The following is an 18,839-nucleotide window of genomic DNA, read 5'->3' as shown; positions in this document are numbered from 1 at the left end:
GGTTAAGCGCCGTCAGTGGCTCCTGCGAATGGCGGCGCTTAATGAACATCCTCAAGTTGATAACTACGGATCTTATTCAGCACAGTGGTATGCGAAACGCCAAGCGCTTTTGCAATATCCCGTGACGAGACGTTCTCGCCGACCATCTGCTCAATGATTTTGCGCTCTGCATGCTGAACCTGCTCTTTAAACGGGAATGCCGTTCCCTGCGTTATATTTGGGCATTCATCAACCGGCAAACTCACCAGGCGTAAATCCTCCGTCGTTATCACATCACACTCAGACATTAGCATCAGCCGGATGATGGCGTTTTCCAGTTCTCTGACATTACCCGGCCAGCGATGACGAAGTAAAAATGAAAAACAGGCTCTGTCCAGAATAAGCCGCCGCTGAAATTCCTTTGCATATTTATGGACAAAGTGGCGGATCAGCAAGGCGATATCCTCCGGACGCTCGCGAAGCGGAGGGATAGTGAGCGAAAGGACATTAATACGATAATAAAGATCGGCGCGCAGTTGGCGCAGTTCAACCATCTCTTCCAGGTTAGCGTTGGTAGCGACAATAATACGCGCATTAACCGGAATAACGTGTGAACCACCCACCCGGCGAATGCCACCGTCCTGCAACACACGCAACAATTTAACCTGAAGATTCAACGGCATTTCACCGAACTCATCCAGAAAAAGCGTACCGTGGTCCGCCATCTCGAAGAGCCCTTTTTTCCCTTTGCTATCAGCACCGCTGAATGCCCCTTTTTCATAGCCGAAAAATTCACTCTCCATCAGCGTTTCAGGAAGTGCGGAACAGTTCACGGGGATAAAAGGATAAAAACGACGTTGCCCGGAATTATGAATGGCGCGCGCCAGCAATTCCTTACCGGTTCCGGTTTCACCCCGGATCAACACCGTATATTTGCTGTCGGCAATTTTTATCGCTTTTTCAATCAGCGACTGCATGCCCGGACTGCTGCAAATAATATCGGAGAAATAGCGCGGGCGTGCCAGTTCTGACGACGATCGCTCAGTCATATCTTCGGAAAGGTAAGCAACATTGATAATGTCTGCGCGCTGGCATAACCGTTTCTGCACGCTGGAAATATCCTGCAAATGGCGACACCAGGATTTAATCAGGATCCTGCCTGCCGTGACTTTCATCGAGATAATATTAATGTCGCAGCAGGAGAACTCCTTGAGGACATCCTCAACCATGGACAGACGATCGATTGTCCTGATATCCCAACGTATCGTGACCACGTTTGCTCCATTTCATTCAGCAACGGCGATTTAACCGATAATTCTGTGACATTACGAAATCTGCATACATTCTAACCTACGCGGAATTATCTTCTGCCTATGGACTCACATTGTGGACTCAAAAATAAAATATAAAAAAACCGGAGCACAAGGCTCCGGTTATGAGGGGATACCCGGCAGTTATTGCTGCGGGTTTTCATCCTGATCAACAGCGAAGCAGGCCACCAGCTGACCACGGTAGTCTTTAAGCTGCGGCTGCAACTGGGTGCAGGGACCGAAGCGACGACGACAGCGAGCATTGAAGGCACACCCCGGCGGCGGATTCAGCGGGCTTGGCAGTTCGCCGGTCAGTTTGATGCGCTCGCGGCGATCGTCCGGGTTCAGACGCGGCGTTGCTGAAAGCAGAGCCTGCGTATACGGATGGCGAGGATTGCTGAAGATCTGCTCTTTCGTCCCTTTCTCCACGCAGCGACCTAAATACATCACCATCACTTCATCGGCAATGTGTTCCACCACCGACAGGTCGTGCGAAATAAAGACGTAAGAGAGCCCCAAATCCTGCTGCAAATCCATCATCAGATTCAGTACCTGCGCGCGCACGGAAACGTCCAGCGCGGAGACCGGTTCATCAGCAATCACTACATCCGGATCGAGCATCAGCCCGCGTGCGATGGCGATACGCTGCCGCTGACCGCCGGAGAACATGTGCGGATAGCGATCATAATGCTCGGTTTTAAGACCGACTTTCGCCATCATCGCCAGCGCTTTTTCACGGCGCTGCTCTTTGCTGAGTGAGGTGTTAATCAGCAGCGGTTCTTCCAGAATCTGTCCCACCTTTTTACGCGGGTTCAGAGAACCGTACGGGTTCTGGAACACGATCTGGATTTTCTGCCGACGCAGTTTCTGCGCCTGCGGATCGTGCTTGAGCAGATCCTGCCCCTGATAATACAGCTCACCGCCGGTCGGGGTTTCAATCATCGTCAACAGGCGACCAAGCGTGGATTTCCCACAGCCTGACTCGCCCACCACCGCCAGGGTTTTACCGCGCTCAAGGGTAAACGAAACGCCATCCAGCGCTTTTACCAGCCGTTCAGGGGCAAACAGCCCCTTTTTCACCGGATAGTATTTCTTCAGATCGATTGCCTGCAACAGCGGTTGCTGCGAGGTGGCCTCGTGCGTACTCATAGTGTTGGCCTCCCGGCATCATCGAGTGGGTAGTGGCATTTCGACTGGCGACCTTCACCCAGTTGCATCAGTTCCGGCTCTTCGCCACGGCATTTGTCCGTCGCATACGGGCAGCGGGGATTCAGCAGACAGCCGTTCGGGCGGTCGTATTTTCCCGGCACCACACCCGGCAGCGAGGCCAGCCGCGCCTTGTCCTGCGCAAATTCAGGCAATGCGCGTAACAGCGCCTGAGTATACGGATGTCGCGGGGCGCGGAAGATATCATGCGCATTGCCCGTTTCCACCACCTGACCGGCATACATCACAATGATTTTGTGCGCAGCCTCCGCCACCAGCGCGAGGTCATGGGTAATCAACACCAGCGCCATGTTCTCTTTCTGCTGCAGTTCCAGCAGCAGCTCGATGATTTGCGCCTGGATAGTCACATCCAGCGCGGTGGTCGGTTCATCGGCAATCAGCAGCTTTGGCCGACAGGCGATGGCCATCGCAATCATCACACGCTGGCTCATCCCACCGGACAACTGGTGCGGATAGACGTCCAGGCGCGAGGCCGGGTCGGGAATGCCGACCAGGTTTAACAGGTCTATCGCACGCTGAATACGGGTTTTCTTGTTGCCGCCCTGATGCACCTTGATGGCCTCCATAATCTGGAAACCCACGGTATAACAAGGATTAAGGCTGGTCATCGGGTCCTGGAAAATCATCGCCACTTCGGCGCCAACCAGGTTGCGGCGCTCTTTCTCAGAGATCCGCTTCAGATCCTGGCCGTTAAACTCCAGCTTTTCCGCCATCACCCGACCGGGATAATCAATCAGTCCCATGATCGCCAGCGAACTGACCGATTTACCCGAGCCGGACTCACCCACAATACCGACCACTTCACCCTGATTTACGCTATAGCTGATACGGTCTACGGCGCGAAACGGTGTACCTTCGTCGCCGAAGTGCACCGATAATTTGTCTACATTTAATAACGCCATCTCGAACCTCTTACTGCTTCAGTTTGGGATCGAGCGCGTCACGCAGACCGTCACCCATCAGGTTAAATGCCAGCACCGTCAGCAGGATCGCCAGACCCGGGAAGGTCACGACCCACCAGGCACTTTGCGCGAACTGCAACACGTCGGAGAGCATGGTGCCCCACTCCGGCGTCGGCGGCTGCGCGCCCATACCCAGGAAGCCAAGGGCGGCCATATCGAGAATGGCGTTAGAAAAACCGAGCGACGCCTGAACGATCAACGGCGCAAGGCAGTTAGGGAATATATTGACGAACATCTGACGCATCGCGCCAGCACCCGCCACGCGGGAAGCAGTAACGTAATCGCGGTTCACCTCGACCAGCACCGCAGCGCGCGTTAAACGAACGTAGTGCGGCAACGCCACGAACGTCAGCGCCAGCGCGGCATTACCAATTGAAGGGCCAAAAATCGCCACCAATACCAACGCCAACAGCAGGCTTGGCAGGGCCAGCATGATATCGACCACGCGCATAATGATGTTATCGACGATACCGCCGAAGTATCCCGCCACCAGTCCCAGCACGACGCCCATGATCAGCGACAGCACCACCACCAGACAGCCGACCAGCAGCGATAAACGCGCGCCGTACATCAGACGTGACAGCACATCACGGCCCACGTCGTCAGTCCCCAGCAGGTGCGCCATCGTGCCGCCTTCCTGCCATGCAGGCGGTGCCAGCAGCACATCACGGAACTGATCTGCCGGATTATAGGGGGAGAGGAAGTTTGCAAAGGCGGCAATCAGGATCATGATGACGACATACGCCAGACCGACAACGGCACCCTTGTTGCGTTTAAAATAGTGCCAGAACTCCTGCAGCGGGGTCATCGGCACCGGTGCAGTAATAACTTTATTTTCAGTAACCTGTGACATGATGGCCCCTTACTTCTTATGACGAATACGCGGGTTCACCACGCCGTACAGCAGATCGACCAGCAGGTTGACGAGAATAATCATCGTCGCCACCAGCAACACGCCGCCTTGTACCACCGGATAATCACGACGTTGCAACGCATCAATCAGCCAGCGCCCGAGTCCAGGCCACGAGAAGATGGTCTCGGTCAGGATCGCCCCTGCCAGTAGCGTCCCCACCTGCAAACCAATCACGGTCACGACAGGCAGCATGGCGTTACGCAGGGCGTGAATGACGATCACGCGCATCCTGGTGAGCCCTTTGGCGCGCGCGGTACGGATGTAATCCTCACCCAGCACTTCCAGCATCGAGGAACGTGTCATACGCACAATCACCGCCAGTGGGATGGTGCCAAGCACCATGGCAGGCAGGACCATATGCGCCAGCGCATCAATAAAGTTGCCCTCTTCACCCCAGATGGCCGTGTCGATCAGCATAAAGCCGGTCAACGGATTGGTGTCGTCAAGGAACACCATATCGCTCACCCGCCCGGAAACCGGCGTCAGGTTCCAGTGCACGGAGACCAACATAATCAGCATCATGCCCCACCAAAAAATAGGCATGGAGTAACCGGTCAGCGCAAGGCCAACGGCGGTGTGATCGAAAATGGAACCGCGCTTGACGGCGGCGAGTACCCCGACCGGAATCCCGACCGCAGTCGCGAAAATCATGGCGCAGACACCCAGCTCCAGCGTCGCTTTAAAGCGAGGGACGAACTCTTCCCACACCGGTAAGCGGCTTTTCAGCGAGATGCCCAAATCACCATGCATAACCCCCCAAATGTAATGGAGGTACTGCTGCCACATCGGTTTATCAAGACCGAGTTCTGCCAGCAATTGAGCGTGACGCTCAGGGGAGATACCACGCTCACCCGCCATGATCATCACCGGATCGCCGGGGATCATATGAACGAAGGCAAAGGTGAGAAGAGTGATACCGATAAACGTGGGGATGACGAGTCCCAAACGTCGGAGAATGAACTGCAACATAACCCGGATTCTCTCTAATGACGCGCCGCCTGGTGACAGTGCGTCTGTATTGCTCACAAATCTTATCTCCCCCTCATGCGAGAAGGAGATAAAGCATTACTGCCGGGTGCGGTACGCGGACCGACTTAACGGTGCGTAGCGCCTCCCGGCGTTGCTTTTAATTATTCGACAGAGACGTTTTCGAAGTGGTGTTTGCCTAATGGATCAACCACATAGCCTTTGACTTCTTTACGCACTGGCTCATACACGGTGGAGTGAGCAACGATCAGCGCAGGTGCCTGGTCATGCATCACTACCTGAGCCTGCTTGTAGAGCTCAATACGCTTGTTGTGGTCGTCGGTCGCGCGTGCCGGCTGAATCAGGTCTTCAAACGGCTTGTAGCACCAGCGAGAATAGTTGGAACCGTCTTTCGCCGCAGCGCAGCTGAACAGGGTGGCGAAGAAGTTATCCGGATCCCCGTTGTCGCCGGTCCAGCCCATCATAACGGCCTGGTGTTCACCCGCTTTGGCGCGTTTCAGATACTCGCCCCACTCGTAGGTCACGATCTTGGCCTGAACGCCAATCTTCGCCCAGTCGGCCTGAACCATCTCGGCCATACGGCGAGCGTTCGGGTTGTACGGACGTTGTACTGGCATTGCCCACAGCTCTACAGTAAAGCCTTTATCCTGACCGGCTTCTTTCAGCAGCGCTTTGGCTTTTTCCGGGTCATAGCTGTAGTCTTTAACGTCGTCGTTATAGCCCCACATGGTTGGCGGGATCAGGTTCTTCGCCGCAACGCCAGCACCCTGGTACACCGCTTTAATGATTGCTTCTTTGTTTACCGCATAGGTCAGCGCCTGACGAACTTTCACATCATCAAACGGTTTCTTCTCGGTGTTGAAGGAGAGATAGCCGACGTTCAGACCCGCCTGCTCCATCAGGTTGATGCTTTTATCCTGCTTCATGCGCGCGATGTCCGCCGGATTCGGGTACGGCATCACCTGGCATTCGTTCTTCTGCAGTTTGGCGTAACGCACAGAGGCATCAGGCGTGATGGAGAAAACCAGACGATCGATCTGCGGCTTGGTGCCCCAGTAGCCCGGGAACGCTTTGTAGAGAATACGGGAGTCTTTCTGGTACTGCAGCAGCTGGAACGGACCGGTACCGATTGGGTTCAGATCGACTTTTTCCGGCGAACCGGCTTTCAGCATGTTGTCTGCATATTCTTTGGAAAGAATAGAGGCGAAGTCCATTGCCAGGTCAGCAAGGAACGGCGCTTCCGGACGCGTCAGCACGAACTGAACGGTACTGTCGTCGACTTTCTTCACTTCGCTAATCAGGTCAGGCAGACCCATCCCTTCAAAGTATTCATAGCTGCCGCCAGAGACTTTGTGGTACGGGTTCTGTGCATTTTTCTGACGATCAAAGGAGAACACGACGTCATCAGCATTAAAGTCACGCGTCGGTTTAAATTCTTTGTTGTCCTGCCACTTCACGCCTTTGCGTAAATGGAAGGTATAGGTTTTACCGTCTTCGCTGACTTCCCACTTTTCAGCAAGGCCAGGAATGACTTCGGTCGTACCGATTTTAAATTCTACCAGACGGTTATAGATAGGTACTGAGCTGGCGTCATAGGTTGTGCCAGAGGTGAACAACTGCGGGTTGAACCCTTCAGGAGATCCTTCTGAACAATAAACCAGAGTTTTAGCCTGTACACTTGCTGCGACAGTCATAGCCACAAGGCTCAGACCAAGCTTCAGCATCCCTGACTTCTTCAAGGAAATACTCATTCTTCTGCTCCAATTGTGATGTTTTGTTGTTTTACCCTTTGCAGTGGGCTGCACCGCCTGGCCTTTTTTGTTTTTTACCCGGCCGGGTCGGCGTTAAGAGGATGGGGATTCCGTTCACATAAACGACTGAGTTGCAGTGCGGATTCTCCATGAAATGCCCCTCATGCCCTACAATCTGTCAACAGAATGTGAAAACGTCAATACAGCTAACCACGATTTACAACAATGGTGAGAATTCACAAACAAAGATTAAAAAAACTTCGGACCACTATTTTCAGCAGAGAAATTTGTGCTACGCGGACAACGCCAGAATTAATCTCTTCATACTTCGCAACATTTGGTGGTTAACGTTTGTGCATATTATGAAAAATTTCTGACGAGATGCTGCATATCTGAGCGATTAATATCATGAACGTTAAAGCGCACAGCGGAAAATGCTGGGTTCAGCCATAAGTAACACCCGAAAAAGATTCAAGCACATATCAAAAAAGACAATGGAATATGTCACAAAATCGTTAACACTCAGTGAGAATTGGGGCGCGTTTTTGTCGCAATAGTGCAGATCGGTCACAGGCGGGATTAGGCGCGCAAATTGCCTGGTGACACTTCGCCCGTAGGCCGGATAAGGCGCTTGCGCCGCCATCCGGCAATGCCGGGTACGATGTGGTGTTTTTGCCTGATGGCGCTTCGCTTATCAGGCCTACGAATGCAAAAAAGCCTGCTCAAGAGCAGGCTTTTTGAATTTGGTCGGTGATAGAGGATTACTCGCCACTGCGTGGCTCGCCCTGCGGGCCGTTGCTGGCGCAACGTTCTCTCGCTTCGCTCGAGTCGAACCTCTTCCCCCGGAGGTTCTCATCCTCACATCTACAGATGCAAAAAAGCCTGCTCAAGAGCAGGCTTTTTGAATTTGGTCGGTGATAGAGGATTCGAACCTCCGACCCCTTCGTCCCGAACGAAGTGCGCTACCAGGCTGCGCCAATCACCGAATGCGGGGCGCATATTACTGCTGAGGTGCGCGCCCGTCAATCCCTTAGTATCAAAATGCCATCTAATAGGCGAGAAAGTCAGCAGCGCGGTTAGTTCGCTGCGGCTTTCCCCGCTTCAGGAATACGGCACCAGTTACTGTTCTCATTGATTCCGCCATCTGGCGAGGTAAAGCCGAGGCAACCCATAATGGTGTCGTAGAGTTCAACATGACGACGCGGCACCTTCATTTCGGCTTCCTGCTTCAACTGAGCAAACATCTGCGCATGTTGCGGATTCTCAAGATACTTGTCGGACATCCAGACCAGCATAGGCACGCGGAACTGCTCTGGCGGCGCCATATTACGCGGCGTACCATGCAGATGCTCACGTTCATTGATCGACTCGCCATGATCCGCAGCATAGAACACGATGGCTTTCTTATCGCGCAACTGGTCAAAAACGCTGGTAATAAAATGGTCGACGTAAGTCACCGAGTTATCGTAAGAGTTGATCATCTGGGCTCTGGTACAGCCGTTATCCACCCCGACACACTCCGGCGTCCATTGCGCATAGCTACGCGGATAGCGCTGGGTATAGTTAAAGTGCGACCCTTTGGTATGCAGAATAATCAAATGCTTACCATCAGTATTGCGCTTTAATGACTGCTGCATTTCTTCAACCAACAGCATGTCATCGACAGTCTTGCCACGGTTGCGCGGCTCGGCGCCAATCTGCTCACGATAGGCGATATTATCGGCCATCGTGTTGCTGTAGAACCACATCTCGCTCTGCATCGCATACAGATCTGAGCTGAAACCTAACTGCTTAAGCACCGCAAAAATGTTCTGCTCTTTCAACGTACGTTGCGGATTATCTTCCGCCCCGCCCTGACGCACGAACATGCAACGCAGGGAGAGTTTTGTCGCGGTGTCGCATGAGTAACCACGGAATGCCGCCAGGTTTTTCTCCTGAGCCAGCTTCGGCGTGGTATTTCGTTCATAGCCGAAAATACCCATGTGATCCCAGCGCGTCGTTTCGCCAATGATGAACACCACATACGTATCATCAATGTCTTTTGGCGCAACGTAGGTGAATTTCTTGGCAGGGTTCATTAACGACTTATTATCGGAGGATTCATCCACCTGCGCCCAGGCGTACAGACCCAACGCGGATAACCAGTTTGATGGCAGGTAAGAGTTTGCCACCACGCCGCCATAACTGGGTAAATCGACCCCCGTCGCCCGCTCAACTTTCTTCTGCTGTACGTCAAGCAAACGAATCGGCGCCCAGACCATCACCCCGGAAAGCACGACAACGGCCACGCTGCGAACGCGCAGACCCGGCGTGCGCAACTGGCGCAGTAGCGTGTAGCGGCAGCGGTTGCTCCAGATAAAAAACAACGGCAGGATGCTCACCGCCACTAACCATAGAATGAAATGCAGCCCCACAACCTCTTTCGATAAATCAATATCGGTAGTCATGACAGAGGCCACAATGCCGTAGCCGATGACCACATTCAGGAAGGTCATGTAATAACTGGCGCCAGCGGAAAAGAGCACGACCAGCGTAGTGAGTACACGCCAGGCTCGTCGGCCAAACAGCGAGAGAAGGCGTAACAAAAAGAACGTGACGAGAACAGTGCCCGCCAACTCGACAGCCGCAGAGAGTCCTTTCCAGACGGTAAATTCTTGCGCGTAGCTACCGAAGCGACGGTAAAATACAGCACAATTCATAAACAGACCGATATAAAGCGCCAGCAAGAAGCTAAGCCTTTGCTGCGTTATCGACTTAATGTATCTCATGCAAACAAACCCTGGGAGTCGGGATTAAAACTGCCTGCGCAACGGTCAAACAGACCGGACAGGTGAAAATGCGGAAGTAGTAGTATCAGGACAATCTACAAGCGCGGCTAAGTAGACCACAAGAAGAGGAAAAAGTGTCTACAAAGTGTGTGATCAAAGCATAGATTTACAAAAATGCAAGAATCAATGCACAAATTATCAGTGATGGCAGGCGGGGAATACGAAAAAAGGCCAGTCATTACACTGGCCTTTTCAACGTGTTTATCAGATGTGAGGGTTACGCATGCACCGCTTCGAGTCGTTCTTGTTTCGGCTGGCGAATCGTCGTGGAGAGCGCCAGAGAGAGAATCAACAACGCGAAGATAACGCAGAAGGTGACGTAAAACCCACCGAACAGGGACGCAATCAGCGAACCGCAGATACTGCCGATACCAAAGCCTAAGTAAATTACACCGTAGTTTTTCGCCAGATTGTTCAGGCCGAAGAACTCGCTGACCAGCGATGGGTACACCGTGATCGTACCGCCAAAGTTAAACGCGACACAGGCGATGGCTGCAAAGAACGTCACCTCATTCAGCGGGGCGAAAAGCAGGGCCGCCATACCCACCAGTGAAATGACCTGGCCGATTGTGATCACCCGGATACGGGACATTTTGTCAGACAGGATACCCAGCACCAGACGACCAGACAGGTTGGCGATAGAGATGACGGTCACTGCATTTGCCGCCGTCGCAACGTCCATATGCACCAGACCCTGAGCAATATCTTTCGCCACACCAATAACATACAAACCGCTCATGCAAGCTGTCAGGAACATCACTGCCAGCATCCAGTACTGAGGTTTGCGCATGGATTCCGCCAGCGTGTAGTCGTTCTCCATTACGCCGTTTTTCGCTTTAACTTCCTGATTCGGTGCGTCTTTCATCAGCGTGGCGCCAAAGACAATCATCACCAGCGCAATCGCGCCCCAAATCATGAACGTTTTTTCCAGACCGACGCTTGCCAGAAGATGGCTATCGATAAATTTGAAGCCCAGGCTGCCCAGACCATAAGAACCAATCGCAAAAGCAGAAATCAGACCTTTGCGCTCCGGGAACCACTTCACGCAGTTGGAGAGGGTTAACAGGTATCCTGCGCCATCCGCCAGGCCGACCAACACACCGGCACTTAGCCAAAGCATGATCAGGTTGTCAGAGTGAGCGGTCAGGAAGAACCCCACGCCCAGCATAATCCCTGAAGCCATCGTGACGCGTTTCACGCCGAAACGTTCCTGAAGCTTCCCGGCAACGGAGGAAGAGATCGCCAGGCCCAGGCTCAACAGACCGAATGAGAACGCGACCTGACTGACGGGCGCATTCAGTTTTTCAGAGAGCGCGCCATTAAACAGGCTCCAGGTGTAAACAGAGCCTAACGCAAATTGTGTAATGATGGTGCCGATAAGCGTTAACCAACGGGTGCGCTGATAATCAGAATTTTTCATGGCCGTCTTCCTGCATAAACAAATGGAGTCATTCACTGCTGACCACAATAACGAAGTGCTTTTTATGCAGGGAAAAAACGGCATGAAATGCCATCAGAACGGAATGAAATGCCTGGATTGCGGAATGAATGACGAGACAAATAAGCGATGTGCTGATTTTTTTTGAGTCAGTTAGTACACACTATCGCTGAGAACGGTGTAAATATTGAATGCGCCGTGTGAATAAATTGTTTTAATTACGTATCCATATTGATCAGAATCTGGCGCTTACCCCCATGGTGTAAAGATAGTCACTGGTATTCGCGCTATTTTCCGCCTGCGAGAGCGCCGCATAGGCCGCCATATGAGGGTTCAGCAACATATCCGCGCCCACGGTTACATCCAGCCAGTTATTCTCCTGGCTTGTGGCTGTCATTCGGCTCAACCCCGATTGCGCTTTCCAGATATTTTCCCCGAATTGCTGGTTGTAGCTAATTTGCGCCCAGGGCCGCACATCGCCGAACTGCGAATTAACTCGCCAGCCTAGCGTACTGACACTGGCATGCCACAAGGGATCGGTCAGCGTTTGCGTCGTCACGCTATCGCCAAATTCGTTGTACGCCGTGGTAGTCGAGCCGTCATAATGCAGGGCGGCAATGGGCCCTGTGGTGACCCGCTCCGAAACGGGGATGTTCCAGCCCATGCTCATACCGCTGGTCGATTCTACCGGCGATTCATCCGCCAGACTGACCACCAGCCCAGGCGAATGCTGAGCAGCGCTAATACGTTCTGCCAGAATATCGTTATAACTTGGTTGGTGATCGCTATCCCATGTATAACGTTCTGTCGTATGACCCGAAACGGCATCAACGATATATTCTTGTTGCCAGGCATAAGCTGTGTTGATGTAAAACGAACAGACTACTACGCTCGCCATCACGCATAACGCCCGGCGACCACTGCATTTTTTTATAATCATCAACGCGACTCCAGAGAAGAGCCGAATTCGGCGATATTATTGTCATTGTGTGAAGGATATCGGGCAACTTAGCCCTGTATTAAATATTGTCTTTTTAGCTGGCGCGTCAAGGCGAGCCGAATGAAATATTTACGGTAGTCAAAAGCGAGGAAGAATATGCAGCGTTGTGGCTGGGTCAGTCAGGATCCCCTTTACATTGCTTATCACGACAAGGAATGGGGCGTCCCCGAAACCAATGGCAAAAAACTGTTCGAAATGATCTGCCTGGAAGGGCAACAGGCTGGGTTGTCCTGGATAACCGTGTTGAAAAAGCGTGAAAACTATCGCGCTAATTTTTATCAGTTTGATCCCGTTCGCGTAGCGGCCATGCAGGAAGAGGACGTCGAACGCCTGCTTCAGGATGCCGGCATCATTCGCCATCGTGGAAAAATTCAGGCCATCATCGGCAATGCCCGGGCTTACCTTGCCATGGAGCAAAACGGTGAATCGTTTGCCGATTTTGTCTGGTCGTTTGTTGATAACCCGCCACAGGTGACGCGTGCCGCCGAACTGAGTGAGATACCCACATCCACCCCCGCCTCCGATGCGCTCTCTAAGGCGTTAAAAAAACGTGGGTTTAAGTTTGTCGGAACCACTATCTGCTACTCCTTTATGCAGGCGTGCGGACTGGTCAATGACCATGTGACCGGCTGTTTTTGCCATCCGGGAGAACCTCATGATTCGCGAGTCTCAGAGTAACGATATGGCGTCGCTACTGGCGCTATGGATGAAGAGCACCCTTTACGCCCACCCGTTCATTGAAGCGCGCTACTGGCATGAGAGCGAGCATTTAGTGCGCGATGTCTATTTGCCTGCTGCGCAAACCTGGGTATGGGAAGAAGACGGCATTCTGAAAGGTTTCGCCAGCGTCATGGAGGCGAGATTTTTGGGCGCGCTGTTTGTCGCGCCAGAGGCCATCAGAAGCGGGATCGGTAAAGCGCTGGTTCAGTTCGTTCAACAGCGCTTTCCGGTTCTCAGTCTGGAGGTCTACCAGAAAAATCAGTCTGCCGTGAATTTCTACCATGCGATGGGTTTTCGTATTGAAGACAGCGCATGGCAGGAAGATACCCGGCATCCGACCTGGATCATGAGTTGGCGGGCGGATCAAACGCCGTAAGCGTCAACGCCGGACCGGTGTACTTCTCCACCCGTGCCAGTGCGGTGTTACCTGCACAACCATTCCCCAGCCGCGAGCTGGGGAGATCTTTGGTCAACACGTTTACCGCGCCATTTTTGCACATTCCCCCCGCTGTGTTATCCAGGTCTGGCCACGCGCCTTCGTGAATACACATAACGCCAGGCTTAATCCCTTCCGTTACCACCGCGCCCGCAAGGATTTGTCCACGCTGATTCCAGACCCGCACCGTATCGCCATCGGCAATGCCCCGCGCCTGAGCATCCCGTGGATGCAGTGTGATCGGCTCGCGCCCGGCCACCGCGTACTGCTCGCGCAGTGAGCTGTAGTTGAGCTGGCTGTGTAAGCGATGCGCCGGATGCGCAGATAAAACCTGCAGTTGATCCGCTTCAGCGTTACCGTGCCATTCGTCCGGTGCCAGCCACGTCGGATGTCCCGGACAATCGGCATAACCGTAACCGGCAATTCGCTGGCAGTAGATCTCAATTTTGCCGCTGTCTGTTTTTAGCGGATAAGCCCTGGGATCACGACGAAAATCGGCGAAGCGAACAAACTGCGCATTGGCCGGGAATTCCGCCATTTCAATGAAAGTGTTCTCGGCCCAGAACGATGCAAATGGGGGCAGCGTTACCTGCTGACTGGCGCCGCGTTTCCCGGCAATGTTGTAAAACGTCTCCAGCCACTCCAGCTCGCTTTTTCCTTCGGTGAAACGCGCATAGCCGCCCGCTTCCCAGCGCTCGCACAGCGCAGCAAACACATCAAAATCATTGCGTGCTTCATCACGCGGTGGCACAACCTGCTTCATGGGCACCAGGTGCTGGTTGCTGTAATCCCCGGTCATGGTTAAATCGTTGCGTTCATAGGAGGTCGTGGCTGGCAACACAATATCCGCGTGCTTTGCCGCCGCCGTCCAGAAACATTCGGAGATCACCACCAGTTCCGGCTTTTTCCAGGCCTGAATCAGGCGATTGGTGTCCTGGTGATGGGTAAAGTTCGCCCCGCCCGCCCACCAGACAAAGCGAATGTCCGGGAAGTGGCGGTCCATACCGTTATGCTGGTAAAACCCGCCGGGGTTCTCGAGCGCTTCCACGATGCGCGCTACCGGAATTTTATCCACCGCATCGATCCCGCCCTTGAGGCTTCCTTGCATGGAAGCCAGTACCGCCGCGTGTCGCGTCGGGTTACCGCCATTGGCAAAGTGATAAGACAGACCAAAACCGCCGCCGGGCGTGCCAATCTGCCCAAGCATGGCGGCAAGCGTGACGATCATCCAGTGTTTTTGCTCGCCAAATTGCTGGCGCTGCATGCCCCAACCGGCCATCAACATGGTGGTGTTTTGATGAAAAATTTCTGCCAGTTCGCGAATTTTCGCTGCCGATACGCCACAAATCTCTGCTGCCCACTCCGCCGTCTTCGCTGTCCCGTCGCTCGCGCCCAGCAGGTAGTCAGCGAAGCGCTCATATCCGGTCGTGCAGCGCGCCAGAAAGGCTTCATCATGCCAGCCGTTTTCGACCAGCGTATGCGCAATACCCAGCATCAGTGCGACATCCGTGCCCATATGCGGGGCGATCCACTCCATTTTATCGCCAAAGAAATCGACGCTTTCCGATCGCATGGGATCGATACAGATCAGTCGTTTACCGCTTTTACGCAGCGCATCAAAATAGGCGATGCCCTGTTCATCCGACGCATTCCACGCAATTTTAAGCGTATTCAGCGGGTTAGCGCTCCACAACACCACCACATCACTGTGTTCCAGAATCATCGGCCAACTGGTTTGCTGCTGATAGACCTCATTTCCACCGACCACATACGGCATAATGGCCTGCGCCGCGCCGGTAGAATAATCTCCCAGATGCCCCGTATACCCGCCAGCAAGTGCCATATACCGCTGCAACAATGTCGCCGCTTTGTGGAGTACGCCGTTCGAGCGCCAGCCGTACGAGCCCGCGAAAATCGACGCCGGGCCATAGTTGTCGCGAATGCGTTTGTGCTGCGCGTGAATCAGATCCAGCGCCTCATCCCAGCTGACACGGACAAATTCATCCTGTCCGCGCACGCCCTGCGGGCATTCTGGCGAGGCGAGGAATCCTTTACGCACCATCGGGAAACGGACCCGGGTTTTACTGTGGACCTGATCGCGCACGACGGTTTGCAGCGAGTTAGGATGTGACGTAGGTAATGCTCCACGGGACGAAAAGACGGTGTTACCATCCGTCTCGACCAGAACGGGTCCCCAGTGAGCAGCGGTGAGTACTGAATAGCGTGATGATGCGTTGGACAAGTGAGACGCTCCTGCAGGTGTGGCGGCTTTTTTATTGTTCCGTTCAATGTTACTTACAAATTTAAGAGTCTTCCCTGGAATTTTCTTCATGTTCACGCGTCATAATCAATCGCCACGGTCGCTGTGGTAAAGAATAAAAAGTCATTAAGGAATTAAGATGAAGAAACGTGTATTTGTGATTGCTGCCATTGTGAGCGGCGCCCTGGCGGTATCAGGCTGCACAACAAACCCTTACACCGGTGAGCGCGAAGCGGGTAAAGCCGGTATTGGCGCTGGTATTGGTACGCTGGTTGGCGCTGGCGTCGGCGCCCTCTCCTCATCCAAAAAGGATCGCGGTAAAGGCGCACTGATTGGCGCCGCGGCGGGAGCTGCATTAGGTGGCGGTATTGGCTACTACATGGACGCGCAAGAAGCAAAACTGCGCGAGAAAATGCAGGGAACAGGCGTGAGTGTGACGCGTAGTGGCGATAACATCATCCTGAATATGCCAAACAACGTGACCTTCGACAGCAGCAGCGCCACCCTGAAACCAGCGGGTGCAAATACCCTGACAGGCGTCGCGATGGTACTGAAAGAGTACAATAAAACGGCAGTCAACGTCATTGGTTACACCGACAGCACCGGTAGCCAGGATCTGAACATGCGTCTGTCACAACAGCGCGCAGACTCAGTGGCCAGCTCGCTGATCACCCAGGGTGTTGAAGCTAACCGTATCCGCACCAGCGGTATGGGCCCGGCAAACCCAATTGCCAGCAACAGCACCGCAGAAGGCAAAGCGCAGAACCGCCGCGTCGAAATCACCTTAAGCCCGATTCAGTAATTTTTGTTGCCGGAAAACGACGCGCCAGCGTCTTGTCCGGCCTCGGGTAGACATTCGCAAGCCCGGTAAGCATCCCGCTGCCGGGCAAAATACTTGATGAGCCAAATTTACGCGCTAAGGTGTTCTCTCATTCAGGCGTGGGAATCTCCTATGGCAACATCAGCGCATCCCACCATCAGCGACGCAGCAAAAGCTGCACGCTTTCCGTCTCTTACATGTTTATGGGAGTGGCGCTTTTTACCCCAGTATGGCTAACTCTACTCGTTAAACCCGCAAATAATCATCAGCTGCCGGTTGGCGCACGCCACGCGTAAATTTTAACTCACGGAGATTTGCATGAAGCCGTCCATTATTCTCTACAAAGCGTTGCCTGACGATTTACTGCATCGCCTGGAAGCACACTTCACCGTTACGCAGGTGCCAAACCTGCGTCCGGAGACGGTAGAACAACACGCCAAAGCCTTTGCCGCGGCAGAAGGCCTGCTGGGTTCCAATGAAGCCGTCAATAGCACATTGCTGGAGAAGATGCCGAACCTACGCGCAACATCAACTATTTCAGTAGGCTATGACAATTTTGATGTGGATGCCCTGAATGCACGCAATGTACTGCTGATGCACACGCCCACCGTGCTGACAGAAACCGTTGCCGATACGGTGATGGCGCTGATCCTGAGCACGGCACGTCGCGTGGTGGACGTCGCAGAGCGCGTGAAGGCGGGCGAATGGACGAACAGTATTGGCCCGGATTGGTTTGGTACCGATGTTCACCACAAAACAGTGGGGATCGTTGGCATGGGCCGCATTGGTCTGGCACTGGCGCAGCGTGCCCATTTCGGTTTTAACATGCCGGTTCTTTATAACGCGCGTCGCCGCCATCAGGAGGCGGAGGATCGTTTTAACGCGCGCTATTGCGACCTCGACACACTGTTACAGGAATCTGATTTTGTTTGCCTGATCCTGCCGCTAACAGAAGAAACGCATCATCTGTTTGGTGCAGAACAATTTGCCAAAATGAAGTCTTCCGCCATTTTCATCAACGCAGGGCGTGGCCCGGTTGTCGATGAAAACGCACTGATTGCCGCTCTGCAAAACGGCGTGATTCACGCAGCAGGCCTGGATGTGTTTGAGCAAGAGCCGTTGCCGGTAGACTCACCGTTACTGTCTCTGTCGAACGTGGTGGCGGTGCCGCACATCGGATCGGCGACCCATGAAACGCGCTATAACATGGCCGCCTGCGCCGTGGATAATTTAATCGATGCGCTGCAAGGCAAGGTAGAGAAGAATTGCGTTAACCCGCAAGTCGCAAGGTAGTAATAAAAAAGAGGCGAATCGCTCGCCTCTTTTTCATATCAACGGGTTCAATGCCCGATCCTCTCGGGCATTAATCGTTTATTCGGTCGCGTTCACCGCAGCCGTCCAGGCCTGAGTAAATGCCTGATGCTGGGATGCCAGCGGGCCAATCAGCGTGTTGTACTGGCTGGCTTGTTGAGATGTAGGGAACTGAATGCCGTTCGCCACAAAGCTCACCTGCGCCTCTTGCTGCGCCACAAAATCGCCGACCTGTACCAGTTGCTGCGTAAAAATTTGCGCGGCTGGGATCAGCGGCTGCAACGCATCTGCCGGTGCGGTAACGACTTTGCTGTAAACCTTATCGAAAACAGGTTTCAGATCGTCAGCCTGTTTCAGCGCGCTATGCGCAGCATCTGCCTGCAATTTTGCGTTCTGCAACTGCTGGGCAAGCACACCTAACGAACCATTTGCCTGACGCAGCGGTTCACGTTGGGTTAAGTAATCCTGAGGAACGCGGATTGCATTGACGCTATCAACGACCGGGCGCAGACCCGCATCCATCGCCTGATTTACCTGCTGCGAAAAGCCATACAGAACGGCGTAATCAGAAACAAAGGGACCAAACTGTTTTTTCTGATCGGCTGTCAGCGTCGGTAAACGCTCCCCGCTACGCATTGCAGTATTCTGCAGGAAATCGATAAACGCTTTGCGCTGATCGCCTTCTTTATCAAAACACCCGCTCAGGCTAACTACCATTAATAACGCCACAACAGGCGCAAACCAGCGAGAGCAGGACTTACCTGTCGCCATTTTAATACTCCTTTCACCCATAAATGCGCACAACGACACCCGCGTGCCTGACGCTCACAAGGATAGTCCAGGTCAGGCTTGCAAGATACCCTTTCCACGTAATCTTGTAGCGGAAAATTACACAAG

At 53.4% G+C, this 18,839-nt stretch carries 15 protein-coding genes, 1 tRNA gene, 1 other RNA gene and 1 pseudogene; 5 read left to right on the top strand and 13 right to left on the bottom strand.

What is annotated here, in order from left to right:
* Positions 1–38 precede the first annotated feature (38 nt).
* The 11 genes from AC07UY_RS05410 to AC07UY_RS05360 all read right to left on the bottom strand — a co-directional run bounded on the left by AC07UY_RS05410 (position 39) and on the right by AC07UY_RS05360 (position 12,335).
* The gene (locus tag AC07UY_RS05410; protein WP_494659659.1) at positions 39–1,253 is read right to left on the bottom strand and encodes a sigma-54 interaction domain-containing protein; all 1,215 of its coding nucleotides are present in this window, start codon (positions 1,251–1,253) and stop codon (positions 39–41) included.
* 180 nt (positions 1,254–1,433) lie between these two features.
* Positions 1,434–2,438, bottom strand: a complete 1,005-nt coding sequence (gene dppF / locus AC07UY_RS05405; protein ID WP_494659658.1) for a dipeptide ABC transporter ATP-binding subunit DppF — start codon at positions 2,436–2,438, stop codon at positions 1,434–1,436.
* Entirely contained in the window at positions 2,435–3,418 is a 984-nt protein-coding gene (gene dppD, locus AC07UY_RS05400; RefSeq protein WP_494659657.1) for a dipeptide ABC transporter ATP-binding protein, read from the bottom strand. The genes dppF and dppD overlap by 4 nt, the downstream gene beginning before the upstream one ends.
* Positions 3,419–3,428: 10 nt before the next feature.
* A complete protein-coding gene (gene dppC / locus AC07UY_RS05395) occupies positions 3,429–4,331 on the bottom strand; it encodes a dipeptide ABC transporter permease DppC (protein ID WP_494659656.1) in 903 nt (300 codons plus the stop codon).
* A 9-nt stretch (positions 4,332–4,340) separates the two neighbouring features.
* On the bottom strand, positions 4,341–5,360 hold the full coding sequence (gene dppB / locus AC07UY_RS05390; protein ID WP_192614156.1) for a dipeptide ABC transporter permease DppB: 1,020 nt from the start codon (positions 5,358–5,360) through the stop codon (positions 4,341–4,343).
* Between the two features lie 161 nt (positions 5,361–5,521).
* Positions 5,522–7,129, bottom strand: a complete 1,608-nt coding sequence (dppA, locus tag AC07UY_RS05385) for a dipeptide ABC transporter periplasmic-binding protein DppA (RefSeq protein WP_494700855.1) — start codon at positions 7,127–7,129, stop codon at positions 5,522–5,524.
* A 744-nt stretch (positions 7,130–7,873) separates the two neighbouring features.
* A non-coding RNA gene (locus AC07UY_RS05380) (RtT sRNA) lies at positions 7,874–8,007 on the bottom strand.
* A 30-nt stretch (positions 8,008–8,037) separates the two neighbouring features.
* Positions 8,038–8,114, bottom strand: a tRNA-Pro gene (locus AC07UY_RS05375).
* Between the two features lie 91 nt (positions 8,115–8,205).
* A complete protein-coding gene (gene eptB / locus AC07UY_RS05370) occupies positions 8,206–9,897 on the bottom strand; it encodes a kdo(2)-lipid A phosphoethanolamine 7''-transferase (RefSeq protein WP_203359631.1) in 1,692 nt (563 codons plus the stop codon).
* A 277-nt stretch (positions 9,898–10,174) separates the two neighbouring features.
* Positions 10,175–11,377: an L-lactate MFS transporter gene (locus tag AC07UY_RS05365; protein ID WP_192614153.1), complete on the bottom strand. Its 1,203-nt coding sequence runs from the start codon at positions 11,375–11,377 to the stop codon at positions 10,175–10,177.
* Between the two features lie 253 nt (positions 11,378–11,630).
* Positions 11,631–12,335: an autotransporter domain-containing protein gene (locus AC07UY_RS05360; protein ID WP_494659653.1), complete on the bottom strand. Its 705-nt coding sequence runs from the start codon at positions 12,333–12,335 to the stop codon at positions 11,631–11,633.
* A gap of 156 nt (positions 12,336–12,491) precedes the next feature.
* Here AC07UY_RS05360 and tag point away from each other — a divergent pair, with 156 nt between their 5' ends.
* Together tag and AC07UY_RS05350 are read left to right on the top strand one after the other, a co-directional pair.
* The gene (tag, locus tag AC07UY_RS05355) at positions 12,492–13,073 is read left to right on the top strand and encodes a DNA-3-methyladenine glycosylase I (protein WP_203359628.1); all 582 of its coding nucleotides are present in this window, start codon (positions 12,492–12,494) and stop codon (positions 13,071–13,073) included.
* Complete coding sequence (locus AC07UY_RS05350) at positions 13,051–13,491, top strand: N-acetyltransferase (protein WP_494659652.1); 441 nt, start codon at positions 13,051–13,053, stop codon at positions 13,489–13,491. Before tag ends, AC07UY_RS05350 begins: the two co-directional genes overlap by 23 nt.
* Here the strand turns inward: AC07UY_RS05350 and AC07UY_RS05345 are convergent.
* On the bottom strand, positions 13,460–15,793 hold the full coding sequence (locus AC07UY_RS05345) for a molybdopterin guanine dinucleotide-containing S/N-oxide reductase (RefSeq protein ID WP_494700856.1): 2,334 nt from the start codon (positions 15,791–15,793) through the stop codon (positions 13,460–13,462). The two genes, AC07UY_RS05350 and AC07UY_RS05345, sit on opposite strands and share 32 nt — an antisense overlap.
* Positions 15,794–15,950: 157 nt before the next feature.
* On the opposite strand from AC07UY_RS05345, the gene AC07UY_RS05340 reads away from it, so the two are divergent.
* From AC07UY_RS05340 to ghrB, 3 genes and pseudogenes are all read left to right on the top strand, one after another.
* Positions 15,951–16,613: an OmpA family lipoprotein gene (locus AC07UY_RS05340; protein ID WP_162382626.1), complete on the top strand. Its 663-nt coding sequence runs from the start codon at positions 15,951–15,953 to the stop codon at positions 16,611–16,613.
* Positions 16,614–16,816: 203 nt separating this feature from the next.
* Positions 16,817–16,927: pseudogene (locus tag AC07UY_RS05335) on the top strand (hypothetical protein); the annotation flags it as partial.
* Between the two features lie 22 nt (positions 16,928–16,949).
* Positions 16,950–17,924, top strand: a complete 975-nt coding sequence (gene ghrB / locus AC07UY_RS05330) for a glyoxylate/hydroxypyruvate reductase GhrB (protein WP_494700857.1) — start codon at positions 16,950–16,952, stop codon at positions 17,922–17,924.
* Between the two features lie 78 nt (positions 17,925–18,002).
* On the opposite strand, the gene AC07UY_RS05325 is transcribed toward ghrB, so the two are convergent.
* Entirely contained in the window at positions 18,003–18,713 is a 711-nt protein-coding gene (locus AC07UY_RS05325; protein WP_494659649.1) for a DUF3053 domain-containing protein, read from the bottom strand.
* Positions 18,714–18,839 lie beyond the last annotated feature (126 nt).

Source organism: Citrobacter sp. GW821-FHT02E08, assembly GCF_059421685.1.
The sequence above is the reverse complement of the archived record's forward strand: the minus strand, read 5'-3'. Positions and strand labels throughout refer to the sequence as shown.

What these genes read in the sequence shown, in the direction of transcription:
- eptB (WP_203359631.1), bottom strand. Translation starts at nt 9,897, where the DNA reads ATGAGATACATTAAGTCGATAACGCAGCAAAGGCTTAGCTTCTTGCTG.
- dppC (WP_494659656.1), bottom strand. Translation starts at nt 4,331, where the DNA reads ATGTCACAGGTTACTGAAAATAAAGTTATTACTGCACCGGTGCCGATG.
- AC07UY_RS05365 (WP_192614153.1), bottom strand. Translation starts at nt 11,377, where the DNA reads ATGAAAAATTCTGATTATCAGCGCACCCGTTGGTTAACGCTTATCGGC.
- dppA (WP_494700855.1), bottom strand. Translation starts at nt 7,129, where the DNA reads ATGAGTATTTCCTTGAAGAAGTCAGGGATGCTGAAGCTTGGTCTGAGC.
- ghrB (WP_494700857.1), top strand. Translation starts at nt 16,950, where the DNA reads ATGAAGCCGTCCATTATTCTCTACAAAGCGTTGCCTGACGATTTACTG.
- dppF (WP_494659658.1), bottom strand. Translation starts at nt 2,438, where the DNA reads ATGAGTACGCACGAGGCCACCTCGCAGCAACCGCTGTTGCAGGCAATC.
- AC07UY_RS05340 (WP_162382626.1), top strand. Translation starts at nt 15,951, where the DNA reads ATGAAGAAACGTGTATTTGTGATTGCTGCCATTGTGAGCGGCGCCCTG.
- AC07UY_RS05325 (WP_494659649.1), bottom strand. Translation starts at nt 18,713, where the DNA reads ATGGCGACAGGTAAGTCCTGCTCTCGCTGGTTTGCGCCTGTTGTGGCG.
- AC07UY_RS05350 (WP_494659652.1), top strand. Translation starts at nt 13,051, where the DNA reads ATGATTCGCGAGTCTCAGAGTAACGATATGGCGTCGCTACTGGCGCTA.
- dppD (WP_494659657.1), bottom strand. Translation starts at nt 3,418, where the DNA reads ATGGCGTTATTAAATGTAGACAAATTATCGGTGCACTTCGGCGACGAA.
- tag (WP_203359628.1), top strand. Translation starts at nt 12,492, where the DNA reads ATGCAGCGTTGTGGCTGGGTCAGTCAGGATCCCCTTTACATTGCTTAT.
- dppB (WP_192614156.1), bottom strand. Translation starts at nt 5,360, where the DNA reads ATGTTGCAGTTCATTCTCCGACGTTTGGGACTCGTCATCCCCACGTTT.
- AC07UY_RS05360 (WP_494659653.1), bottom strand. Translation starts at nt 12,335, where the DNA reads ATGATTATAAAAAAATGCAGTGGTCGCCGGGCGTTATGCGTGATGGCG.